Source organism: Actinoplanes sp. NPDC026670 (assembly GCF_040638175.1).
GTDB lineage: Bacteria > Actinomycetota > Actinomycetes > Mycobacteriales > Micromonosporaceae > Actinoplanes.
Genome location: NZ_JBEZXU010000011.1, coordinates 134,909 through 154,654 on the forward strand (window position 1 = coordinate 134,909; position 19,746 = coordinate 154,654).

At 71.6% G+C, this 19,746-nt stretch carries 14 protein-coding genes, 1 pseudogene and 1 riboswitch; of the genes and pseudogenes, 11 read left to right on the plus strand and 4 right to left on the minus strand.

Annotation, left to right across the window (positions count from 1 at the left end; genetic code table 11):
- Positions 1-12: 12 nt before the first annotated feature.
- From AB0E94_RS13660 to AB0E94_RS13670, 3 genes are all read left to right on the plus strand, one after another.
- Complete coding sequence (locus AB0E94_RS13660; protein WP_360326000.1) at positions 13-1,086, plus strand: ABC transporter ATP-binding protein; 1,074 nt, start codon at positions 13-15, stop codon at positions 1,084-1,086.
- Entirely contained in the window at positions 1,083-2,114 is a 1,032-nt protein-coding gene (locus AB0E94_RS13665) for a dipeptide ABC transporter ATP-binding protein (RefSeq protein ID WP_360326001.1), read from the plus strand. The genes AB0E94_RS13660 and AB0E94_RS13665 overlap by 4 nt, the downstream gene beginning before the upstream one ends.
- A 71-nt stretch (positions 2,115-2,185) precedes the next feature.
- The gene (locus AB0E94_RS13670; protein WP_360326003.1) at positions 2,186-2,815 is read left to right on the plus strand and encodes a carbohydrate-binding protein; all 630 of its coding nucleotides are present in this window, start codon (positions 2,186-2,188) and stop codon (positions 2,813-2,815) included.
- Positions 2,816-2,830: 15 nt separating this feature from the next.
- On the opposite strand, the pseudogene AB0E94_RS13675 reads toward AB0E94_RS13670, so the two are convergent.
- Positions 2,831-3,127: pseudogene (locus AB0E94_RS13675) on the minus strand (Hsp20 family protein); the annotation flags it as partial.
- A 140-nt stretch (positions 3,128-3,267) separates the two neighbouring features.
- Here AB0E94_RS13675 and dinB point away from each other — a divergent pair.
- From dinB to cobF, 4 genes are all read left to right on the plus strand, one after another.
- Positions 3,268-4,452, plus strand: coding sequence for a DNA polymerase IV (gene dinB / locus AB0E94_RS13680; protein WP_360326005.1), 1,185 nt, complete (start codon positions 3,268-3,270; stop codon positions 4,450-4,452).
- A gap of 121 nt (positions 4,453-4,573) precedes the next feature.
- Positions 4,574-5,644, plus strand: coding sequence for a histidine kinase (locus tag AB0E94_RS13685; protein ID WP_360326007.1), 1,071 nt, complete (start codon positions 4,574-4,576; stop codon positions 5,642-5,644).
- On the plus strand, positions 5,641-6,351 hold the full coding sequence (locus AB0E94_RS13690) for a response regulator transcription factor (RefSeq protein ID WP_360326009.1): 711 nt from the start codon (positions 5,641-5,643) through the stop codon (positions 6,349-6,351). Before AB0E94_RS13685 ends, AB0E94_RS13690 begins: the two co-directional genes overlap by 4 nt.
- Before the next feature lie 14 nt (positions 6,352-6,365).
- Positions 6,366-7,118 carry a precorrin-6A synthase (deacetylating) gene (gene cobF / locus AB0E94_RS13695; RefSeq protein WP_360326010.1) on the plus strand — a complete coding sequence of 251 codons (753 nt, stop codon included), beginning with the start codon at positions 6,366-6,368 and terminating at the stop codon, positions 7,116-7,118.
- A 69-nt stretch (positions 7,119-7,187) separates the two neighbouring features.
- On the opposite strand, the gene cobN is transcribed toward cobF, so the two are convergent.
- Positions 7,188-10,718 (minus strand): cobaltochelatase subunit CobN, encoded by a 3,531-nt coding sequence (cobN, locus tag AB0E94_RS13700; RefSeq protein WP_360326011.1) that lies wholly within the window; start codon positions 10,716-10,718, stop codon positions 7,188-7,190.
- 33 nt (positions 10,719-10,751) lie between these two features.
- Positions 10,752-10,874: riboswitch (cobalamin riboswitch) on the minus strand.
- 108 nt (positions 10,875-10,982) lie between these two features.
- On the opposite strand from cobN, the gene AB0E94_RS13705 reads away from it, so the two are divergent.
- The 4 genes from AB0E94_RS13705 (at position 10,983) to AB0E94_RS13720 (ending at position 17,012) form a co-directional block, all read left to right on the plus strand.
- Entirely contained in the window at positions 10,983-12,731 is a 1,749-nt protein-coding gene (locus AB0E94_RS13705; RefSeq protein WP_360326012.1) for a nitrite/sulfite reductase, read from the plus strand.
- 3 nt (positions 12,732-12,734) lie between these two features.
- A complete protein-coding gene (locus AB0E94_RS13710; RefSeq protein ID WP_360326013.1) occupies positions 12,735-13,352 on the plus strand; it encodes a precorrin-8X methylmutase in 618 nt (205 codons plus the stop codon).
- A 154-nt stretch (positions 13,353-13,506) separates the two neighbouring features.
- Positions 13,507-15,294 (plus strand): precorrin-2 C(20)-methyltransferase, encoded by a 1,788-nt coding sequence (locus AB0E94_RS13715; RefSeq protein ID WP_360326015.1) that lies wholly within the window; start codon positions 13,507-13,509, stop codon positions 15,292-15,294.
- Positions 15,295-15,473: 179 nt separating this feature from the next.
- A complete protein-coding gene (locus AB0E94_RS13720) occupies positions 15,474-17,012 on the plus strand; it encodes a glycosyl hydrolase (protein ID WP_360326018.1) in 1,539 nt (512 codons plus the stop codon).
- Here AB0E94_RS13720 and AB0E94_RS13725 read toward each other — a convergent pair.
- On the minus strand, positions 16,940-18,211 hold the full coding sequence (locus AB0E94_RS13725) for a glycosyltransferase family 4 protein (RefSeq protein ID WP_360326020.1): 1,272 nt from the start codon (positions 18,209-18,211) through the stop codon (positions 16,940-16,942). The two genes, AB0E94_RS13720 and AB0E94_RS13725, sit on opposite strands and share 73 nt — an antisense overlap.
- Positions 18,192-19,421, minus strand: coding sequence for a glycosyltransferase family 4 protein (locus AB0E94_RS13730; RefSeq protein WP_360326022.1), 1,230 nt, complete (start codon positions 19,419-19,421; stop codon positions 18,192-18,194). The genes AB0E94_RS13725 and AB0E94_RS13730 overlap by 20 nt, the downstream gene beginning before the upstream one ends.
- Between the last annotated feature and the right edge of the window lie 325 nt (positions 19,422-19,746).

Consider the following 19,746-nt stretch of genomic DNA (forward strand, 5'->3'; position numbering starts at 1 on the left):
GAAAGAAGCGAAATGACGACTTCGACCAGCCCTGCCGCGGCCGCCGTGGACCCGGAGGCCTACCTGCAGGTACGCGATCTCAAGGTGCAGTTCCCGACCGAGGACGGCCTGGTTCGCGCGGTGGACGGCGTGTCCTTCTCGGTGCGCCGGGGGCAGACCCTCGGCATCGTGGGCGAGTCCGGCTCCGGCAAGAGCGTGACCAGCATGTCGATCCTGGGCCTGCACAACCCGGCCCGGACGAAGATCACCGGTGAGATCTCGATCGGTGGCCAGAACATCGTCGGGATGAAAGAGGAGAAGATCCAGAAGCTCCGCGGCAAGGACGTCGCGATGATCTTCCAGGATCCGCTGTCCGCGCTGCACCCGTACTACAAGGTCGGCGTGCAGATCGCCGAGGCGTACAAGGTGCACCACCCGTCGGCGAGCAAGAAGGAGGCCGCCACCCGCGCGGTCGACATGCTCGACCGGGTCGGCATCCCGCAGCCTCAGCGCCGCGCCAACCAGTACCCGCACGAGTTCTCCGGCGGTATGCGGCAGCGCGCCATGATCGCGATGGCGCTCGTCAACGACCCGGCCCTGGTGATCGCCGACGAGCCGACCACCGCCCTGGACGTGACCGTGCAGGCGCAGATCCTGGAGCTCCTGGAAGACCTCCAGCGCGAGTTCCAGTCCGCGATCATCATGATCACGCACGACCTCGGTGTGGTGTCGCAGGTCGCCGACGACGTTCTGGTGATGTACGCGGGCCGGCCGGTCGAGACCGGCTCGGTGGAGCAGATCATGAAGCGGCCGCAGCACCCGTACACCTGGGGTCTGCTGGCCAGCGTGCCGTCGCTGCACGGCGACGCCAGCGTCGACCTGGTGCCGATCAAGGGCAACCCGCCCAGCCTGATCAACCTGCCCACGGGCTGTTCGTTCAACCCGCGCTGTCGTTACGCTGGCCAGAACGGCAATCTCTCGTTCTCCGAGGTTCCGGAGCTCCGCTCGGCCGGTGAGGACGGGCACAACGTCGCCTGCCACATGTCCTTCGAGACCCGGCAGCGGCTGTACGCAGAAGACATCGCGCACGCAGGAGTGGCCCAATGACTGATCTCGCAGACTCCGCGGCGAGCCCGGCCACCACGACCGTTCCGGCCCGTGAGCCGCTGCTCAAGGTCGAGGGCCTGACCAAGCACTTCCCGGTCCGGTCCGGCCTGTGGGGCAAGGGCTCCGTGGTCCGCGCGGTGGAGAATGTGAACTTCGAGGTCCGTCCGGGCGAGACGCTCGGTCTGGTCGGTGAGTCCGGCTGTGGCAAGACCACGACCGGCCGCATGCTGGTCCGGCTGCTCGAACCGACCTCCGGGAAGATCACCTTCGAGGGTGAGGACATCACCCACACCAAGGGCAACCGGCTGCGCAAGCTCCGCCAGGACATCCAGATCATCTTCCAGGACCCGTACGCGTCGCTGAACCCGCGGCACACGGTGGGCCGGATCGTCGCGATGCCGCTCGAGGTCAACGGCATCGAGCCGCCCGGTGGCGTGAAGCGGCGGGTCCAGGAGCTGCTGGAGACGGTCGGCCTCAACCCGGAGCACTACAACCGGTACCCGCACGAGTTCTCCGGCGGCCAGCGCCAGCGCATCGGCATCGCCCGGGCCCTCGCGCTCAAGCCGAAGCTGATCGTCGCCGACGAGCCGGTGTCCGCGCTCGACGTGTCGATCCAGGCGCAGGTGGTCAACCTGCTCCGCCAGCTCCAGCGTGACCTGGGCCTGTCGTTCGTCTTCATCGCCCATGACCTGGCCGTGGTCCGGCACTTCTGTGAGCGGATCGCCGTCATGTACCTGGGCCGGATGGTCGAGGTCGGCACGCGTCAGCAGATTTACGAGAACCCGGCTCACCCGTACACCCGTGCTCTGCTCTCCGCCGTGCCGGATGTGACGAAGCTGGGCGCTGCGGGCCGGATCAAGCTGGAGGGCGACGTCCCGTCGCCGATCGACCCGCCGTCGGGTTGTGTCTTCCACACCCGGTGCTGGAAGGCGCAGGAGAAGTGCTCGGCCGAGGCGCCGGTGCTCGTGCCCAACCCGAACGGCTCGGACGCGGCCTGCCACTTCCCGGAGTCCGGAGCCGTGGTCTGATCCACCGCATGTGATCGACAACCGCCTCCCGCGCCGATGGCACGGGAGGCGGTTCGTTTTACCCTGTCCGGGTGGATCAGCGATCTCCAACCGTCTATCGCACCAAGTCCTGGCAGAACCGGCGCAAGGTGGTGACCGTGCTCGGCGGCGCCGGCCTGGTGCTGGTCGGCTATCTGATCGGCCGCTGGCAGGACACCCCGGCCGATCCGGTGGTCACGCCACAGGCTGTGGTCACCACCTCGGCCGCGGCGCCGGCCGCCACCTCGGCGGCGCCCGAGCCGTCGCCGTCGGCGAGCGCCGTCCCCTACCCGGTGATCCAGGCCGAGTCGGCGACCGAGCTGGCCGGGGCGGAGACCGAGGACGTCGAGGACGAGGGCGGCGGACTCTACGTCGGCTGGATCAACCGCGACGACCACCTGCGGTTCGACAACTTCGATTTCGGCGACGTGCCGGCGACCCAGGTGAAGATCCGGATCGCGTCGGGCACCGGCATCGCCGGCCGGTTACAGGTCCGTCTGGACAGCCGGGACGCCGCCCCGGTCGGTGAGCTCTCGGTGAGCGACACCGGCGGATGGCAATCCTGGCGTACGAACGCCGCCGTCCTCCAGCCGGTCTCCGGTGTCCACACCGTCTTCCTCACGTTCACCGCGAACGACGGGGGCGACTTCGTCAACCTGAACTGGCTCCAGTTCGCGCACTGAGCGCCGGCCGGCCAGGACCGGGATGCTCAGGTTCAGCACACCGTCGGCGTACCGGGCCTCCAGGCGGTCGGTGTCGAACCGCTCGGACAGATCGAACTGTGTGGCGGTCGCCCGCCCCTCTCGCTCGGGGCTGCAGCGTTCAGCCCGGACGGTGAGCGCGGCGCCGTCGACCGTGATGTCGATCGAGGCGGTGTCGGCGCCGGGCAGGTCGATGTCGATGTGGAACGTGCCGTCCACCCGGTAGGCGTCGAACCGGGCGCCTGAGCTGCGGGTCGAGCCCTCCAGGACGCGGGCGGTGAGGGTGGTGAGCATGGGTGGCTCCTCGAATCTTCGAGCATGGGTGACTCAAGTCTGAGAACCGGGAATTCCGGGACGAGATTCCCCCAGATCTTTGTGACGGCCGCCGCTCCGTTCGACCCCTGAGAATCGAACAGGTGTACTAAAGTGGCGGCATGATCCTGCATGCCGACCTGGACTCGTTCTACGCGTCGGTCGAGCAGCGCGACGATCCCGCGCTGCGTGGCCGGCCGGTCCTCGTCGGTGGCGGTGTGGTGCTGGCCGCCTCCTACGAGGCCAAGGCGTTCGGAGTGCGTACTCCGATGGCTCTCGGCCGGGCGAGGGCGCTCTGCCCGCAGGCCGTCGTCGTGCCGCCCCGGATGTCCGCCTATGCGGCGGCCAGCAAAGCCGTCTTCGAGGTCTTCCGCGACACCACACCGCTCGTCGAGCCGATCTCCATCGACGAGGCGTTCCTCGACGTGGAGGGCCTGCGCCGGATCCGGGGCACACCCGAGGAGATCGCCATCGGGCTGCGGGCCGAGGTCCGCGCGCGGACCGGGCTGCCGATCACGGTCGGCGTGGCGCCGACCAAGTTCCTGGCCAAGGTGGCCAGCGGCGTCGGCAAGCCGGACGGGTTGCTGGTCGTGCCACCCGGGCGGGAGCTGGCGTTCCTGCACCTGCTCCCGGTGGAGAGACTGTGGGGAGTCGGGCCGGTCACCGCCGCCAAGCTGCGGGAGCGGCAGATCCACACGGTCGGGCACGTCGCGCGGATCGGGGAGGCGGCACTCGTCGCCATGCTCGGTGACGGCGCCGGGCGGCATCTGCACGCGCTCGCGCACAACCGCGACCCACGCCGGGTGGAGACCGGGCGGCGGCGCGGCTCGATCGGGGCGCAATGTGCGCTCGGGCGCTCCGGCTCCGGGTCGCGTGGTTTCGCCGAGGTCGAGGCGGTTCTCGGGGCTCTCGTCGACCGGGTCACGCAGCGGATGCGCAAGGCGCACCGGGCCGGGCGGACGATCACGTTGCGGCTGCGGTTCGGTGACTTCAGCCGGGCCACCCGGCAGCGGAGCCTGCTCAAGGCGACCATGCAGACCGGCGCGGTGCTGCGGACCTCGGTCGATCTGCTGCGCGAGGCGTGGCCGCTGATCACCGAGCGGGGGCTCACCCTGGTCGGGGTGGCGGTCAGCAACCTCGACGGGGACGGCGCGGTGCAGATGGAGCTGCCGTTCGAGCCACCCCGTGACGACGGGCTGGACGCGGCGGTCGACCGGGTTCGTGACCGGTTCGGGTCGAGCGCGCTGCGGCGGGCCGCGATGATCGGCCGGGAGATGTCCCCGTCGGTGCCGATCCTGCCCGACTGAGCCGGCGGGCGGCCGGGAGGCATCCCCGACGGCCCCGATCCACCCCGGCTGAGCCGGCGTCCGGCCGGGGTGTCGCTTTCTGGCGTACCCGGATCCGGCGAACTCTGCCTAGCATCGAGACGTGCGGAAGGTGCTGGTGGACGTCGCGGTCGCGGCCGGGGTCGCCGGGGTGCTGGCGCTGATCGCCACGGCCGGGCTGGGCGGCGAACCCGGAAGCGGCGGGGCCTACCTGGGGGCGGCCGCCCTCGGAGCCCTCATGCTCGGGCGGCGGCGGCACTCCCGTACCGTGGCGATCCTGACCGTTCTTGGGCTTTTCGCCTATTATGCGGCAGGCTTTCCGGCGATCGGGGTCGCGGTGCCGGTGGCCGCCGCGCTGTATTCGGCCGCCGAGGCCGGGCACCGCCGGATCGCCGTCGCCGCGGGGCTGGTCGCGCTCGTCGTCTCGGTGGTGTTCCGGCTGCGTGAGGGGCAGGACTTCGGGTTCGTGGTGCTCTACGACGGGATCGGCCACCTCGCGCTGATGGCCGCCGCGATCGCCATCGGCGAGCTGGTCCGGGCCCGGCGCCGGATCGCCGCGCTCACCGGCCGCCAGATCGAACTGGAGGCCGGCCGCCGGATCCACGAACACAACCAGGAACTCTCCCGGGAACTGCACGATTCGATCGGGCACGCGCTGACCGTCGCCGCGATCCAGGCGAACGTGGCCCGGCAGGAGGCGCCCCGCCGGCCGGACGCCGCGGTCGCCGCCCTCGATCATGTGGCGCGGGCGCTGTCCGATGCGCTCACCGAGTTGCGGAGCACGGTCCGGAAATTGCGGCCGCAGCCGTCGCTCGGTGACCTCGACGCGCTGATGGACACCGCGCGGGATGCCGGATTCCGGGTACGCGCCGCGATCGAGCCGGTCGGTGATCCGGCCACCGCGGCGACCGCATACCGGCTGGTCCGGGAGGCTGTCACGAACGTGCTCCGGCATTCGGCCGGGCGCAGCATCGCGGTCGAGATCCGCGCGGACGACGGGATCCTGCTGGTCAGCGTCGAGGACGACGGGGTGTCCGGCGAGCCGGGGGCGAGCGGGGCCGGGTTGACCGGGCTTCGCGAACGCGTCGCCGCGGCCGGGGGCCGGCTCGACGCCGGGCCGGTCGAACACGGTTGGCGGGTCAGTGCGGCGTTGCCTCTGGAGACGATCAGATGATTTCGGTACGGGTAGTGCTCGTCGACGATCAGTCGCTGGTCCGAGCGGGAATAACTGCGCTGCTCACCGGCGACGACCCGGAACCGCCCTCCGAGACGGCCGGGCTCAGCGGCCCGCTGCCGATCGAGGTGGTCGGTGGGGCGTCCGACGGGGTGGCCGGGGCCGCTCTGGTCCGGCGGCTGCGGCCGGACGTCGTCCTGATGGACATCCGGATGCCCGGTGGCGACGGGATCGCCGCGGTCCGCGAGCTCCGGGCCGAACCGGCCGGCCGGGATGTGGCGATCCTCATGCTGACCACGTTCGACACCGATGACGAGGTGCTCGGGGCGATGCGGGCCGGCGCCGACGGATACCTGCTCAAGGACACCTCGCCCGGGCCGCTGCGGGACGCCGTCCGGGCCGCCGCCCGCGGGGAGCCGGTCCTCTCCCCCGGCGTGACCCGGCAGGTGATGGCCCACGCGGCGACGGCGCCACAACCGGCCGCCGACCTGGGGCTGGACCGACTGACCGCCCGTGAGCTGGAGGTGCTCACGGCTCTGGCCGACGGCGACGACAACGCGTCGATCGCTCGGGCGCTGTCGTTGAGTCCGGAGACCGTCCGTACGTACGTCCACCGGATTTTGACCAAACTGGAGGCCGCGAGTCGCGCGCAGCTCGTCGCCATCGCTCATCGCAGCGGCCTGGCGGCGGCCCGCCGCCGCGGGTGAGGCAGACTCAGGGCGTGCGGAAGATCTGTGTAGTCGGGATCGGCGCGGGCGACCCGGACCATCTGACCCTGCAAGCGGCGAAGGCGATCGGCCGGACCGATGTGTTCTTCCTGCTCGACAAGGGTGAGACCAAGGCGAGCCTGATCGAGCTGCGGGAACGCCTGATCCGGGGCTACTCGCAGCCGCGGAAACGGATCATCGAGGGCCGCGACCCGGATCGTGACCGCAACCCGGCCGACTACACCGGCACCGTCGCCGACTGGCGGCACCGGCGGTCCCTGGTCCTGGAGGAGCTGATCGCCGAGCACCTCAAGGACGACGAGATCGGCTCGATCCTGGTCTGGGGCGACCCGGCGCTCTACGACTCGACGATCGCCATCCTCGAGGAGATCCTGGAGCGCGGGGCGGTCGAGTTCGAGTTCGAGGTGATCCCCGGCATCAGCAGTGTGTCGGCGCTGGCCGCCAAACACCGGGTCGGGCTCAACCGGGTGGGGCAGCCGTTCCAGGTCACCACCGGGCGGCGGCTGGCCGAGGGCTGGCCGGAGGGCGCCGACGACGTGGTCGTGATGCTCGACGCCCAGCATGCGTTCACCAAGTACCCGGACGCCGACATCTACTGGGGCGCCTACGTGAGCACGCCCGACGAGTTGCTGGCGGCCGGGCCGGTCGCCGAGGTGGGCGACGAGATCGTGACGACCCGGACCGAGGCCCGTGAGCGGCACGGCTGGATCATGGACACCTATCTGCTGCGCCGCCGGCAGGCCTGACCCCTGTCGCGCCGGGTTGTCCGCCCTCTTCCAGCGGTCACCCCGGGCCGTCGTCCGTCTTTCAGCGGGTCATGCCGGGCCGTCTTCCAGGTCGCCCTCCGTCTCCAGGTAGAGCTGCTGGAGGGCGGCCAGCGTCTCCGGCTCCGGCGAGTCCCACAGTTTGCGGTCGGCCGCCTCCAGCAGGCGCTCGGTGATGCCGTGCAGCGCCCACGGGTTGGACTGGCGCATGAACTCCTGATTGTCGGCGTCCAGCACATAGCTGGCGGCGAGCTGCTCATACATCCAGTCGGTGACCACGCCGGCGGTGGCGTCGTAGCCGAACAGGTAGTCGACGGTCGCGGCCAGCTCGAACGCGCCCTTGTAGCCGTGCCGGCGCATCGCGGCGATCCAGCGTGGGTTCACCACCCGGGCCCGGAAGATCCGGGCGGTCTCCTCGGTCAGGCTGCGGGTGCGTGCCTGGTCCGGGTTGGTGGAGTCGCCGATGTACGCCGCGGGCGCCTTACCGGTCAGCGCGCGAACCGTGGCGATCATGCCGCCGTGGTACTGGAAGTAGTCGTCCGAGTCGATGATGTCGTGCTCGCGGGTATCGATGTTCTTCGCGGCCACGTCGATCCGCCGGTACGCGTTCTCCATGTCCCCACGGGCCGGAACCCCGTCCAGGTCACGGCCGTAGGCGAACCCGCCCCACACCGCGTAGACCTCGGCCAGGTCGGCGTCGTCCCGCCAGTTCCGGCTGTCCATCAGAGGCAGGATGCCGGCGCCGTACGCTCCGGGGCGGGACCCGAAGATCCGCGTCCGGGCGCGTCGCCAGTCGCCGTGCTCGCCCTGGTCGCGCAGCGCATGCTCGCGGACGTAGTTGTCCGGCTCGTCGAGCTCGGCGATCAGCTTGAAGGCGTCGTCGAGCAGCGCCACCACGTGCGGGAACGCGTCCCGGAAGAAACCCGAGATACGAACCGTCACGTCGACGCGGGGACGGCCCAGTTCCTCGGCGGTGATCGGCTCCAGCCCGGTGACCCGCCGGGACGCCGGGTCCCAGATCGGGCGGACACCGATGAGGGCCAGGATCTCGGCGATGTCGTCGCCGGCGGTCCGCATGGCGCTGGTGCCCCAGGCGGAGAGGCCGACCGAGCGGGGCCACTCGCCGTGGTCGGCGCGGTAGCGGGTGAGCAGTGACTCCGCCATCGCCTGGCCGGTCTCCCAGGCGAGCTGGCTGGGAATCGCCTTCGGGTCGACCGAGTAGAAGTTACGGCCGGTGGGCAGCACGTTGATCAGGCCGCGCAGCGGGGAGCCGCTGGGGCCGGCCGGCACGTAGCCGCCGTCGAGCGCGTGCAACACATGGGTGAGCTCGTCGGTGGTCTTGGCGAGCCGGGGCACCACCTCGGTGGCGGCGAACTCCAGCACCCGCACCACGTCTGGGTTGTCGGAGATGTCGGGAACGACGGCCGGCCAGCCGGCCTCTTCCATCTTCGTGATCAACTCGCGGGCTTCCGCCTCCACCCGATCGGTCTCCGCGGTGGACGCGTCCTCCGTCAGGCCCAGCGCCTCACGCAGACCCGGCAGGGCGGCCACCTTGCCGGCCCACATCTGCCGGGCCCGCAGCATGGCCAGCACCAGGTTGATCCGCGCCTCACCGGCCGGGGCCGCGCCGAGCACGTGCAGCCCGTCACGGATCTGCACGTCCTTGACCTCACACAGCCATCCGTCGATGTGCATGATGAAGTCGTCGAACTCCTCGTCGTCGGGCCGGTTGGCCTGACCGAGGTCGTGGTCCATCTTGGCGGCCTGGATCAGGGTCCAGATCTGCGCCCGGATCGCCGGGAGTTTCGCCGGGTCGAGGGCCGCGATGTTGGCGTGCTCGTCGAGGAGCTGCTCCAGCCGGGCGATGTCGCCGTAGGACTCGGCGCGGGCCATCGGCGGGATCAGGTGGTCGACCAGGGTGGCGTGCGCCCGGCGCTTGGCCTGGGTGCCCTCGCCCGGGTCGTTGACCAGGAACGGGTAGATCAGCGGCAGGTCACCGAGCGCCGCGTCGGTGCCGTCCGAAGCGGACATGCCGACGTTCTTGCCGGGCAGCCACTCCAGGTTGCCGTGTTTGCCGACGTGCACGACGGCGTGCGCGCCGAACTCGTCGGCGAGCCACCGGTAGGCCGCCAGGTAGTGATGCGACGGCGGCAGGTCGGGGTCGTGGTAGATGGCGACCGGGTTGGCCCCGAAACCACGCGGCGGCTGCACCATCACCACGATGTTCTCGTCGCGGAGAGCGGCCAGCACGATGTCGCCGCCGTCGGTGTAGAGCTCGCCGGGCGGCGGCCCCCAGTGCTGCACGACGCTCTCCCGGAAATCCTCCGGCAGCGTCACGAACCAGGACTCGTAGGCCGAACCCGAGATCCGGACCTTGTTCTCCGATAGCTGCTCCTCGGTCAGCCAGTCGGGGTCCTGGCCACCGGCGGCGATCAGCGTGTGGATCAGGCCGTCACCGTCGAAGGATCCGAAGTCACCGATCCGGTAGCCCTTTTCGGACAGGGCCGCGAGCAGCGCGACGGTGGACGCCGGGGTGTCCAGGCCGACCGCGTTGCCGATCCGGGAGTGCTTGGTCGGATAGGCCGACAGCATCAGCGCGATCCGCCGCTCGGCCGGCGGCACGTGCCGCAGCCGGGCGTGTGCCACCGCGATGCCGGCCACCCGCAGCGCCCGCTCCGGGTCGGCCACGTAGACCGACAGCCCGTCCTCGTCGATCTCCTTGAACGAGAACGGCACCGTGATGATCCGCCCGTCGAACTCGGGGATCGCGACCTGCGTCGCCGCGTCCAGCGGGGAGAGGCCGTCGTCGCTGGCCTCCCACGCGGCCCGCGAGCTGGTCAGGCACAGGCCCTGCAGGATCGGCACGTCCAGGTCGGCGAGCACGCCGACATCCCACGCCTCGTCGTCGCCGCCCGCGCTCGCCGTGGCCGGGCGGGTGCCGCCGGCCGCCAGCACCGTCACCACCAGCGCGTCGGCCTTGCGCAGCTCGGCCAGCAGCTCCGGCGGGGCGGTCCGCAGCGAGGCCGTGAAGATCGGCAGCGCCCGGCCGCCCTTGGCCTCGATCGCCTGGCACAGCGCCTCGACGAAGGCGGTGTTGCCGGCCATGTGGTGGGCGCGGTAGTAGAGCACCGCGACCGTCTCCCGGCCGCTGCTCTCCGCCCTCGGCAGGAGACCCCACTGCGGGGTCTCGACCGCCGGAGCGAACCCGTTGCCGGTCAGCAGCACCGTGTCGGAGAGGAAGTCGTGCAGCGACGCGAGATTTTCCGCACCGCCCTGCGCCAGGTAGGTGTGCGCGTCCGCAGCGACACCGGCCGGCACCGTGGACAGTCTCATCAACTCGGCGTCGGGCGCCTGCTCACCACCGAGGACGACGACCGGCAGACCGCTCGCGAGCAGCGCGTCGAGGCCCTCCTCCCAGGCCCGGCGGCCACCGAGGATGCGCACCACCACGAGATCGACGCCGTCGAGCAGGGCGGGCAGGTCGTCGACAGCGGTGCGGGCCGGGTTGGCCGGGCGCCACGCCGAGCCACTGGCCCGGGCGCTGAGCAGGTCGGTGTCGGACGTCGACAGCAGCAGGAACACAGCGCACTCCCCCTCGGGGTCCGCGCCCCGGGTAGACGGACATCACGGCGACCGGAGTTTCTGGCTCCCAGAGAATCCCCTGGTGACAGTGGCGGGACCGCGCCGGACTCACACCGGCTTCCTCCGCGGCGTCGCCGCTCGTTGGCCCCTAACCTTTCCGAACCCCGGTGTCCCGCGTCAAGGCGGAACGGCCGCTGTGACGCTCCCGACCCGCCGCACGACGGAGGTGAATTCCTGTCGGGGGCCCGCCGTAGTATCCGGGCCATGACTCCCCGTTGGTCGGACACCGACGCCTGTCCCGGCGCGCTGCGGCTGCACGCCGCAGCCGACGGCATGCTGGCCCGGGTCCGGCTGCCAGGGGGGCTGCTGTCCGGCGCTCAGCTGCGCTCGCTGCGCGAGCTCGCCGAGGAGTTCGGCGACGGCGGCCTGGAGCTGACCTCCCGCGCAAACCTCCAGCTCAGAGCATTACGAGAGGGCGATGCGCCGGCCTTGGCGGCCCGGTTGCGGTCGGCGGGCCTGCTGCCTTCCCAGACCCATGACAACGTACGGAACATTGCGGCCCCCCCGCTGTGCGGATCTCCCCTTCGCGCTCTCGTAGGACGGCTCGACCTCGCGCTCCAGGCTGACGCCTCGCTGGCCGCCCTGCCGGGCAAGTTCCTCTTCGCCATCGGCCAGGTCCCACTGGCCGCCGACGTGGCCGCGATCCCCGTCCCGCCCCCGGCCGGTGACGACACCGCCCCGCGTTCGGCCGATGACGACGCTGCCCCGTGTTCGGCTGGTGACGATGCTGCCCCGCGTTCGGCCGGTGACGATGCCACCCCCTGTTCGGCCGGTGACGACGCCGCCCCAGGTCCCACTAGGGCTGGTGCGGTTGTTCCCCGGCCGCGGGTGTCGGCTGACGGTGATCTGTTCGCGATTCGGCTCGGCGGGCACGACACCGGGTTGCGGGCCGGCCATGACGACGTCGTGCCTGTGCTCCTCGCCGCTGCCCACGCGTTCCTGGCGGAGCGGGAGGCGCAGCGGTCCGGCGGGGCGGTGGCCTGGCGGCTACGGGAGCTGGCCGACGGTCCGGCCCGGGTCTCGGCGCGGGTGGTGGCGGCGCTCGGTGTGACGCCCGTTCCGGTCGAGGTGGCGACACCTGCCGGCGCCCCCGAGCCAGGTGACCTGATCGGCGTGGTGCCACAGGCGGACGGGCTCTCGGCGGTCGGGGCGCTGGTGCCGCTGGGGCGGCTCGATGGCGTGCCGCTGAGGGTTCTGGAAAATGCTGACCTGCTGATCGTGACGCCCTGGCGCGGTGTGGTGGTGCCCGATCTGGCGCCGGAGGCGGCCGAGGCGTGGGCGGACCGCCTGACCGGCGCCGGGCTGGCCGTGGCGCCGGGCTCGCCGTGGTCCGGCGTGACCGCCTGCGCGGGCCGGCCGGGCTGCGCGAAATCGCTGGCCGACGTGCGAGCCGACGCCACCACGGCAGCCCGTTTCATCGCCGGCCTCCCGGTGCACTGGGTGGGGTGCGCCCGCGCGTGCGGCAGCCCGGCGTTCCCGCACGTGCGCGCCGAGGCGACCGCCGACGGCTACCTGATCACCCACCGTCCGGCCGATGACGAAGAGCCGGGTGTCCACGTCCCCGCCGCCGTCCGGCAGCCGGCGGTGCCCGCAGGCCGGTCCCCGGTCGATGATCGCGGCCCGGTCGGACCATCGACCCCGAGCCCGCGACCAGCGAGGATCAGCGTCCTCACACCGGCCACGACAGCAGCGGACGACCGGCAGGCCGCTACCGCAGCGGACGGCAGGTTGGTCGCTACCGCAGCGGACGACAGGCCGGTCGCTGCCACGGCGGACGGCCGACCGGTTGCTACCGCGGCGAACGGCCGACCGGTCGCTGCCACGGCGAACGACCAACCGGTCGCTACCACGGCGAACGACCAACCGGTCGCTACCACGGCGAACGGCAGGCTGGAGCACGCGGCGGGGGTAGATCGGCTGGCAGATGCGATAGCGGTGGCGAGGGGATCCTGAGCGATGGAGTACGTGCGTGACGGCGCGGAGATCTACCGGCGATCCTTCGCCACGATCCGGGCCGAGGCTGACCTGTCGGGGCTGCCGGAGGACGTGTCACGTGTGGTGGTCCGGATGATCCACGCCTGCGGGATGGTGGATCTGGTGGAGGATGTCCGGTTCAGTCCGGGGGTGGTGACCGCGGCGCGGAAGGCTCTGCTCGGTGGCGCGCCGATCCTGTGCGACGCCGAGATGGTCGCGTCCGGGGTGACCCGGTCCCGGCTGCCGGCCGCCAACGATGTGGTCTGCACGCTGCGTGACCCCGCGGTTCCGGGGCTGGCGGCGGAGATCGGCAACACCCGCAGCGCGGCCGCGATGGACCTCTGGGGTGACCGGCTGGACGGCGCCGTGGTGGCGATCGGCAATGCGCCGACCGCGCTGTTCCGGCTGCTGGAGATGGTCGAGGCGGGCGCGCCCCGGCCGGCCGCGGTGATCGGGATCCCGGTCGGGTTCATCGGCGCGGCCGAGTCGAAGGAGGCGCTGGCCGAGTCGGGCCTGGAGTATCTGATCGTGCGCGGCCGCCGGGGTGGCAGCGCCATCACCGCCGCCGCGGTGAACGCCCTGGCCTCAGAAGCCGAGTAGAGCCGAGTAGAGCCGAGCAAGCCGAGCAGAGCCGGACGAGCCGAGCAAGGCCGAACAAACCGGCCAAGGCCGAACGAGGCCGAACCCGGCCGAGTAAGACCGGACCGACATCCCCCTCTGGTTGAACGGCCGGAGAACCCACGCAAGGACTTCGATGACTGACGACGCAGCCCGCGGCGACACCGCGGCGGCGATTCCCTCGCAGGTGACGGCCCCGACCGGGCGGCTCTTCGGGGTGGGCCTGGGCCCCGGCGACCCGGAGCTGGTGACGGTCAAGGCGGCGCGGCTGATCGGCTCGGCCGACGTGGTGGCGTACCACGCGGCGCGGCACGGGCGCAGCAACGCCCGCGCGATCGCCGCCGGCTACCTGCGGGAGGGCCAGATCGAGGAGGCCCTGATCTACCCGGTGACCACCGAGACGACCGATCATCCGGGCGGCTATCAGGGCGCCATCGACGAGTTCTACGCGGCGTCGGCGGCCCGGCTGGCCGCGCACCTGGACGCCGGGCGGGACGTGGTGGTGCTGGCCGAGGGCGACCCGTTCTTCTACGGCTCCTACATGCACATGCACAAACGGCTCTCCGGGCGGTACGAGACCGCGGTGGTCCCGGGGGTGACCTCGGTGAGCGCCGCCTCGGCGGTGCTGGGCCGGCCGCTGATGGAACGGGACGAGGTGCTGACCGTCCTGCCCGGCACCCTGGAGCCGAAGGAACTGGCCGCCCGGCTGGCTGCCACCGACTCGGCCGCAGTGATGAAGCTGGGCCGCACCTTCGAAGGGGTCCGGGAGGCGCTGGATCAGGCCGGCCGTCTTGACGACGCCTGGTATGTGGAACGCGCCACCACTGATCGGGAACGGTCGGGCCCGTTGCGCGACGTCGATCCGGCGACCGTGCCGTACTTCTCGCTGGCCCTGCTGCCGAGCCCGGCCGCCACCGCGTTCACGGCCGGGACCGAAGCGGCGGACGCCGAAGCAGCCGGTAGCGAAGCGGCGGACACCGAAGCCGCCGGGACCGAAGGCGCGGGGGCCGAAGCAGCCAGGACCGAAGCCGCAGACGCCGAAGCCGCCGGGGCCGGGGCCGCGGGTCTGGACGTCGTCCTCACGCCGCCCGCCCGGACCGTGGGTCGGCAGACCGGCATGGTCAGCCTGGAGGAGGCGAACGCGACGGCGCTGAGCCGGATCGCGACCGCCGGCCGGGCCGGCCAGGTAACCGTGGTCGGTCTGGGTCCGGGCAGCCGCCACTGGCTGACCCCCGAGGCGCAGGAGGCGCTGGCCGACGCCGACGATCTGGTCGGCTACGGGCCCTATGTGGACCGGGTTCCGCCGAACCCGCGTCAGAACCGCCACCCCTCGGACAACCGGGTCGAGGCGGAGCGGGCCGCATTCGCGCTGGACCTGGCGAAACGTGGCCGCCGGGTGGCGGTCGTGTCCTCCGGTGACCCGGGGGTCTTCGCGATGGCCGCCGCCGTCCTGGAGGTGGCCGAGGACCCGCAGTGGCTGGACGTCCCGGTGCGGATCCTGCCCGGCCTGACCGCGGCGCAGGCGGTGGCGAGCCGGGCCGGCGCGCCGCTCGGGCACGACTTCTGCATCCTGTCGCTCTCCGACCGGCTCAAACCGTGGTCGGTGATCGAGTCCCGGCTGCGGGCCGCGGCGGTCGCCGATCTGGTGATCGCGGTCTACAACCCGGCGTCGAAGACCCGCCGGGAGCAGTTGGTCCGAGCTCTGGAGCTGTTGCGGAGCCACCGCCGGCCGGGCACGCCGGTGGTGGTCGGGCGGGATGTCGGCGGCCCGGAGGAGTCGGTGCGCATCACCACGCTGGCCGCGCTCGACCCGGCGAGCATCGACATGCGCTGCCTGCTGATCATCGGCTCGTCGCAGACCCGGGCGGTCACCCGCGGCGACGGGACCACGGCCGTCTACACCCCACGCCACTACCCGGACTGACCCGTCGTCCCCGGGAGGCCGAAGGGGGAATCATCGGCCGCCATCGGCGGAATGAAGGCGGGTTCCCGGCACGCTCCCGGATCGCAACGGCACTGCATCAGCCCAGCCCTGACGGCCAAGGGGCGGACAACCGAAAGGAGGGGTCACCACCTGAACGAACCGAAGGGCTCCGAATCACCGTGACCTCAGCTCGTACCCGTGCCGCGGCGATCCTGGCTTCCACTCTTCTGCTCGCTGTCACGCTTCCGGCCTCCGGCTCGTCCGCGGCTGAGCCGACACCCCAGGTGTCGGTTCTTCCGGTGGGCGACCCGAAGCCGGTGACGATCGGGGCCGAGACGACGGTGACTTTGAAGTCCCGGCTCGCGGCGGTCACCACCGCCCGGACCATCAACTACTACCCGTCGAACGCCGGCTGGTCTGCGATGTGGACCGGCTTCGACGCGGCCCGCATCGAGGCGGACATGGCCAAGGCGGCCGCTCTCGGCGCGGACAACGTGCGGATCATCGTCTTCCCCCAGTCGTTCGGCTTCCCGAAGCCCCGGGCCGAGTACACCGAGCGGCTGCGCAAGTTCATCAGCATCGCCGGTTCGCAGGGACTGAGCGTGAAGCTGACCCTGTTCGACTGGTGGTCCGGTTACTCCGACGCGGCCGGCAGCGCGGCCTGGGCGAAAGCGGTCCTCACGCCGTACGCCGACGACCGCCGGGTGCTGTCGGTGGAGTTGAAGAACGAGTTCGTGTCGACCGACCCGGCCGCCGTGGCCTGGGTGCAGAGGCTGATTCCGGCGGTGCGCGAGGCCGTACCACAGATGCCGTTGACCCTGTCGGTGGACGGCCAGAGCGGCGCGGCCGGGCTGGCCCGGATCAAGGCGACCCTCGCCGACACCCCGCTGGACTACTACGACTACCACTTCTACGGGAACTCGGAGCGGGCGCTGGCCGAGATCCAGCGGGCCCAGGCGGCGGTCAGCCCGGACCCGATCGTGATCGGTGAGACCGGCCTGAGCACCGCCACCAGCAGCGAGGGCGAGCAGTTGGCGTTCCTGGCCCGGACGTTCACGGCCGCCGCCGAGGCGGGTGTCCGCTCGGTGGCCCCGTGGACGCTCTACGACTTCGCGGACGGCGCGATCCCGTCGAACTCGCAGGTGTCGAAGGTTCCGGCGCAGTACCGGTTCGGGCTGTTCCGGGCGGACGGGACGGCCAAACCGGCGGTCAACGTGGTGCGCAACGCGTGGGCCGGCAACCGGCTCACGAACAACCTCCTGGACCTCGACTTCGAGGCGAGCCCGGGCAGTTCGCCGTGGCGGCCGTACCTGGCCGACGAGGGAACCGCCGTCCGGGCCCGGGACGCGTCCCGTTCCGGCGGGTTCTCGGCGCGGTTCAGCGGAACCGCCCGGGCCGGCTCCAGCCTGCCGTCGGTGCGCACGTCACCTGTCGACCCGGTGCGGGCCGGCCAGACCTGGCACGCCGAGGCGTGGGCCCGCGGCGTGAACGTGACCGGCTCCAACGAGATCGCCCTGAGCTGGTTCGACATCAACGACCGCTGGCTCGGCCAGAACACGTCGAAACGGGTCGTGAAGGGCGACAGCGACTGGACCCGGCTGACCGTGGACGCGGTCGCCCCGTCCGGCGCGACGAGTGTCCAGCTTCACCTCAAGTCGGGCGACAACAAGGGCAGTGTCTGGTTCGACGACGTGGCACTGTCGAACACCGGCTCCTGAGCGATCCCGATCCGGGTCAGCAGGCGGGTGTACGCGTCGACCGTACGCCCCCATGAAGAAGGATCGGTGTGCCGCCGGCCGGCCAGGCCGGCGGCCCGGACGATCGCCTCCCGCAGTTCGCCCGGTGACGCCGCCGGGACGAAGACGGTTCCGCTGTAGTGTTCGGCGGCCTCGACGAGGCCGCCGACCGCGGTGACCACCACCGGCAGGCCGTGGCTCATCGCGATGTGCAGCGGGCCGCTCGCCGAGCTGCGCCGGTAGGGCAGCACCACCACGTCGGCGTGCGCGAAGAACTCGTTGACCTCGGCGTCGGCGACGTAGCGGTTGACGAACTCGATCCGGTCCCGGACCGGCGACCCGTCGATCATCCGGCCCGGCCCGGTCCAGCCCTCCCAGGTCTCCCCGACCACCGTCAGGTGATAGTTCGGGCCCAGGTCGGCAAAGGCTTCAATCAGATCTTCGAGCCCTTTGTACGGCCGGATCGTCCCGAAGAACAGCAGCCGGCACACCTCGTCGCCGGGTGCGCGTACCGGCCGGTCCGGCAGGTGATGGTCGAACGGCCCGTGCAGCGCCACCTCGGCCGGCACCGCCCCCAGGTCGTACGCCTCGGCCAGCGCCGCCTGGTCGAACCGGGAGTGCACCACCACCCCGTCGGTGCGGCTCAGCAGCGGCCGGATGCACCGGCGCACATACCGGGCCGCCCACCGGTGCCGGGCCTCCCCGGTGTCCTGCACCTCGTGAAACTCGACGACCACCCGGATCCCGAGTTTCCGCGCGGCCAGCGCCAGCGCCAGGTACGAGTGCAGCACCGCCCCGGTCCACCATTGGAGCACCAGCACGTCCGGCCGGAACCGGCGCAGGAACCCGACCGCCCGGAACAGGCTCGGCACCGCCCACCAGTCGACGCCGTCGAAGACCCGGACGTCCTGGTCGTACCGCAGATCGGCGAGCGAGTGACCGACCCGGCGCCGGCCGGGGTAGAGCCGGGCCGGCAGCAGCCGGCGCATCAGGATCGCGCCCACCTCGTACCGATCATGCAGGGCGTTGCTGAGCCGGCAGGTGTAGTAGCTGATCCCGGACAGGAACCGCCATCCCGACCCGACCACCAGGATCCGGGGACGGCCGGGGTCGTTCAGCAGGCGGGCCTCGGCATGTCCGAACGAATGGCGTCCGAACGAGTCACGCGGCGATGCAGGCACGGTAGACCTCCTCGATCTGGGGGACGACGCGGGCCGCGGTGAAGTCGAGGCCACGCTGAAGACCGCCGGCCCGCAACCGGGCGGCCAGGTCCGGGTCGGTGAGCAGGCGCAGCAGCGCCGCGTGCAGGGCCTCCGCGTCACCCGGTGGCACCAGCAGGCCGTGCACGCCGTCGTCGCGGACCACGTCGAGCAGCCCGCCGGACGCTGACGCGATCAGCGGGGTGCCGGCCAGCATCGCCTCCACCGCGACCTGGCCCATGCCCTCCAGCAGCGATGGCACCACCCCGGCGGCCGCGTGCCGCCAGGCCGACATCACCTGCGGATGCGGCACATCGGTACGCACCAGCACCCCCTCCGGGATCGGCGGGGTGTCGTCGCGGGTCGTGCCGAGACAGACCAGCCGGGGCGGGTCGTCGAGGCCGGCGCACAGCTTCTCGTACGCGTCGAACAGCACGTCGATGCCCTTGTGCGGGCCGAGCTGGCCGACGAACAGCAGGTACGGCTCGTCCGGCAGCCAGTCCGGGCGGGGTGTGACCCGGGCCAGCTCGTCGAGGCCGTCCGGGACCAGGCTGGAGATCACCTGCACCGGCAGCTCGCCGGGGAGCCGGGCCAGGTTGAGGGCCGACGCCACCGAGTTCGAGATCGCCGTCAGACAATCGATGCCCCGGTGCCGGTGGGCTCGCAGACCGGCGGTGAGCAGGGCCGATTTCGGCCGGCCGTACTGGCCGGAGGCACACGGGACACATTTGCCCAGGCTCGGGCCGTCACAGCGGCGGCCGTCCCGGGCGAACGTCTTGCGCACACACGTCAGCCCGAAATCGTGTGCGGTGTGCACGTGCGGCAGGCCCAGCGGGGTGTCGTGCAGCGGCAGATAGCTGTACATCAGCCAGTCGTGACTGTGCACCAGATCGAAGTCGTGGGCGCGGAGCACACGGGCGATCCCGGCCGTCGCCAGCGGGTCGGCCATCGTCGGATGGAACGGCTTACGCGGGTCCCGGTTCAGGCCGGGCGCCATGGTGTTGGTGATGCTGCGGATGCGGATCACCCGTACCCCATTGATCGTCTCGTCGTGCGGCGCCTCCGGCGTCGCCAGCGTCAGCACGGTGATCTTGTGCCCACGCCGCACCATCTCCTCGCCGCTGGTCGCGATGCTGCGCTCCAGCCCGCCGATCACCGGCGCGTAGAGATTCGACAGATGCAAAACCCTCATCGTTTTCTCCAGGTGGGTGCCTCACTGCCGGTTTCCAAACCCTTTTGCGGTACGCCCACCGCGCCCCCGAAAGCCCGCGAGCCGTCGCGCACACCGCCGTTCCCGCGGTCGGTGACGGCAGGCGGCCCGGCGCCGCCGACAGCAGACCGCGAGCCGTCGCCCACCGCGCTATCGGCACCGCCATTACCGCCGTCAGCGACGGCCGGCGGTCCAGCGGAGTGGGCAGCAGACCGCGAGCCGTCGCCCACCGCGGTATCGGCACCGCCATTACCGCCGTCAGCGACGGCCGGCGGTCCGGCAGAGCGGGCAGCAGACCGCGAGCCGT

Coding starts and splice junctions, on each gene's coding strand:
- AB0E94_RS13705 (WP_360326012.1), top strand. CDS start 10,983: ATGACTCCCCGTTGGTCGGACACCGACGCCTGTCCCGGCGCGCTGCGG.
- AB0E94_RS13690 (WP_360326009.1), top strand. CDS start 5,641: ATGATTTCGGTACGGGTAGTGCTCGTCGACGATCAGTCGCTGGTCCGA.
- AB0E94_RS13715 (WP_360326015.1), top strand. CDS start 13,507: ATGACTGACGACGCAGCCCGCGGCGACACCGCGGCGGCGATTCCCTCG.
- dinB (WP_360326005.1), top strand. CDS start 3,268: ATGATCCTGCATGCCGACCTGGACTCGTTCTACGCGTCGGTCGAGCAG.
- AB0E94_RS13660 (WP_360326000.1), top strand. CDS start 13: ATGACGACTTCGACCAGCCCTGCCGCGGCCGCCGTGGACCCGGAGGCC.
- AB0E94_RS13665 (WP_360326001.1), top strand. CDS start 1,083: ATGACTGATCTCGCAGACTCCGCGGCGAGCCCGGCCACCACGACCGTT.
- AB0E94_RS13710 (WP_360326013.1), top strand. CDS start 12,735: ATGGAGTACGTGCGTGACGGCGCGGAGATCTACCGGCGATCCTTCGCC.
- AB0E94_RS13730 (WP_360326022.1), bottom strand. CDS start 19,421: ATGAGGGTTTTGCATCTGTCGAATCTCTACGCGCCGGTGATCGGCGGG.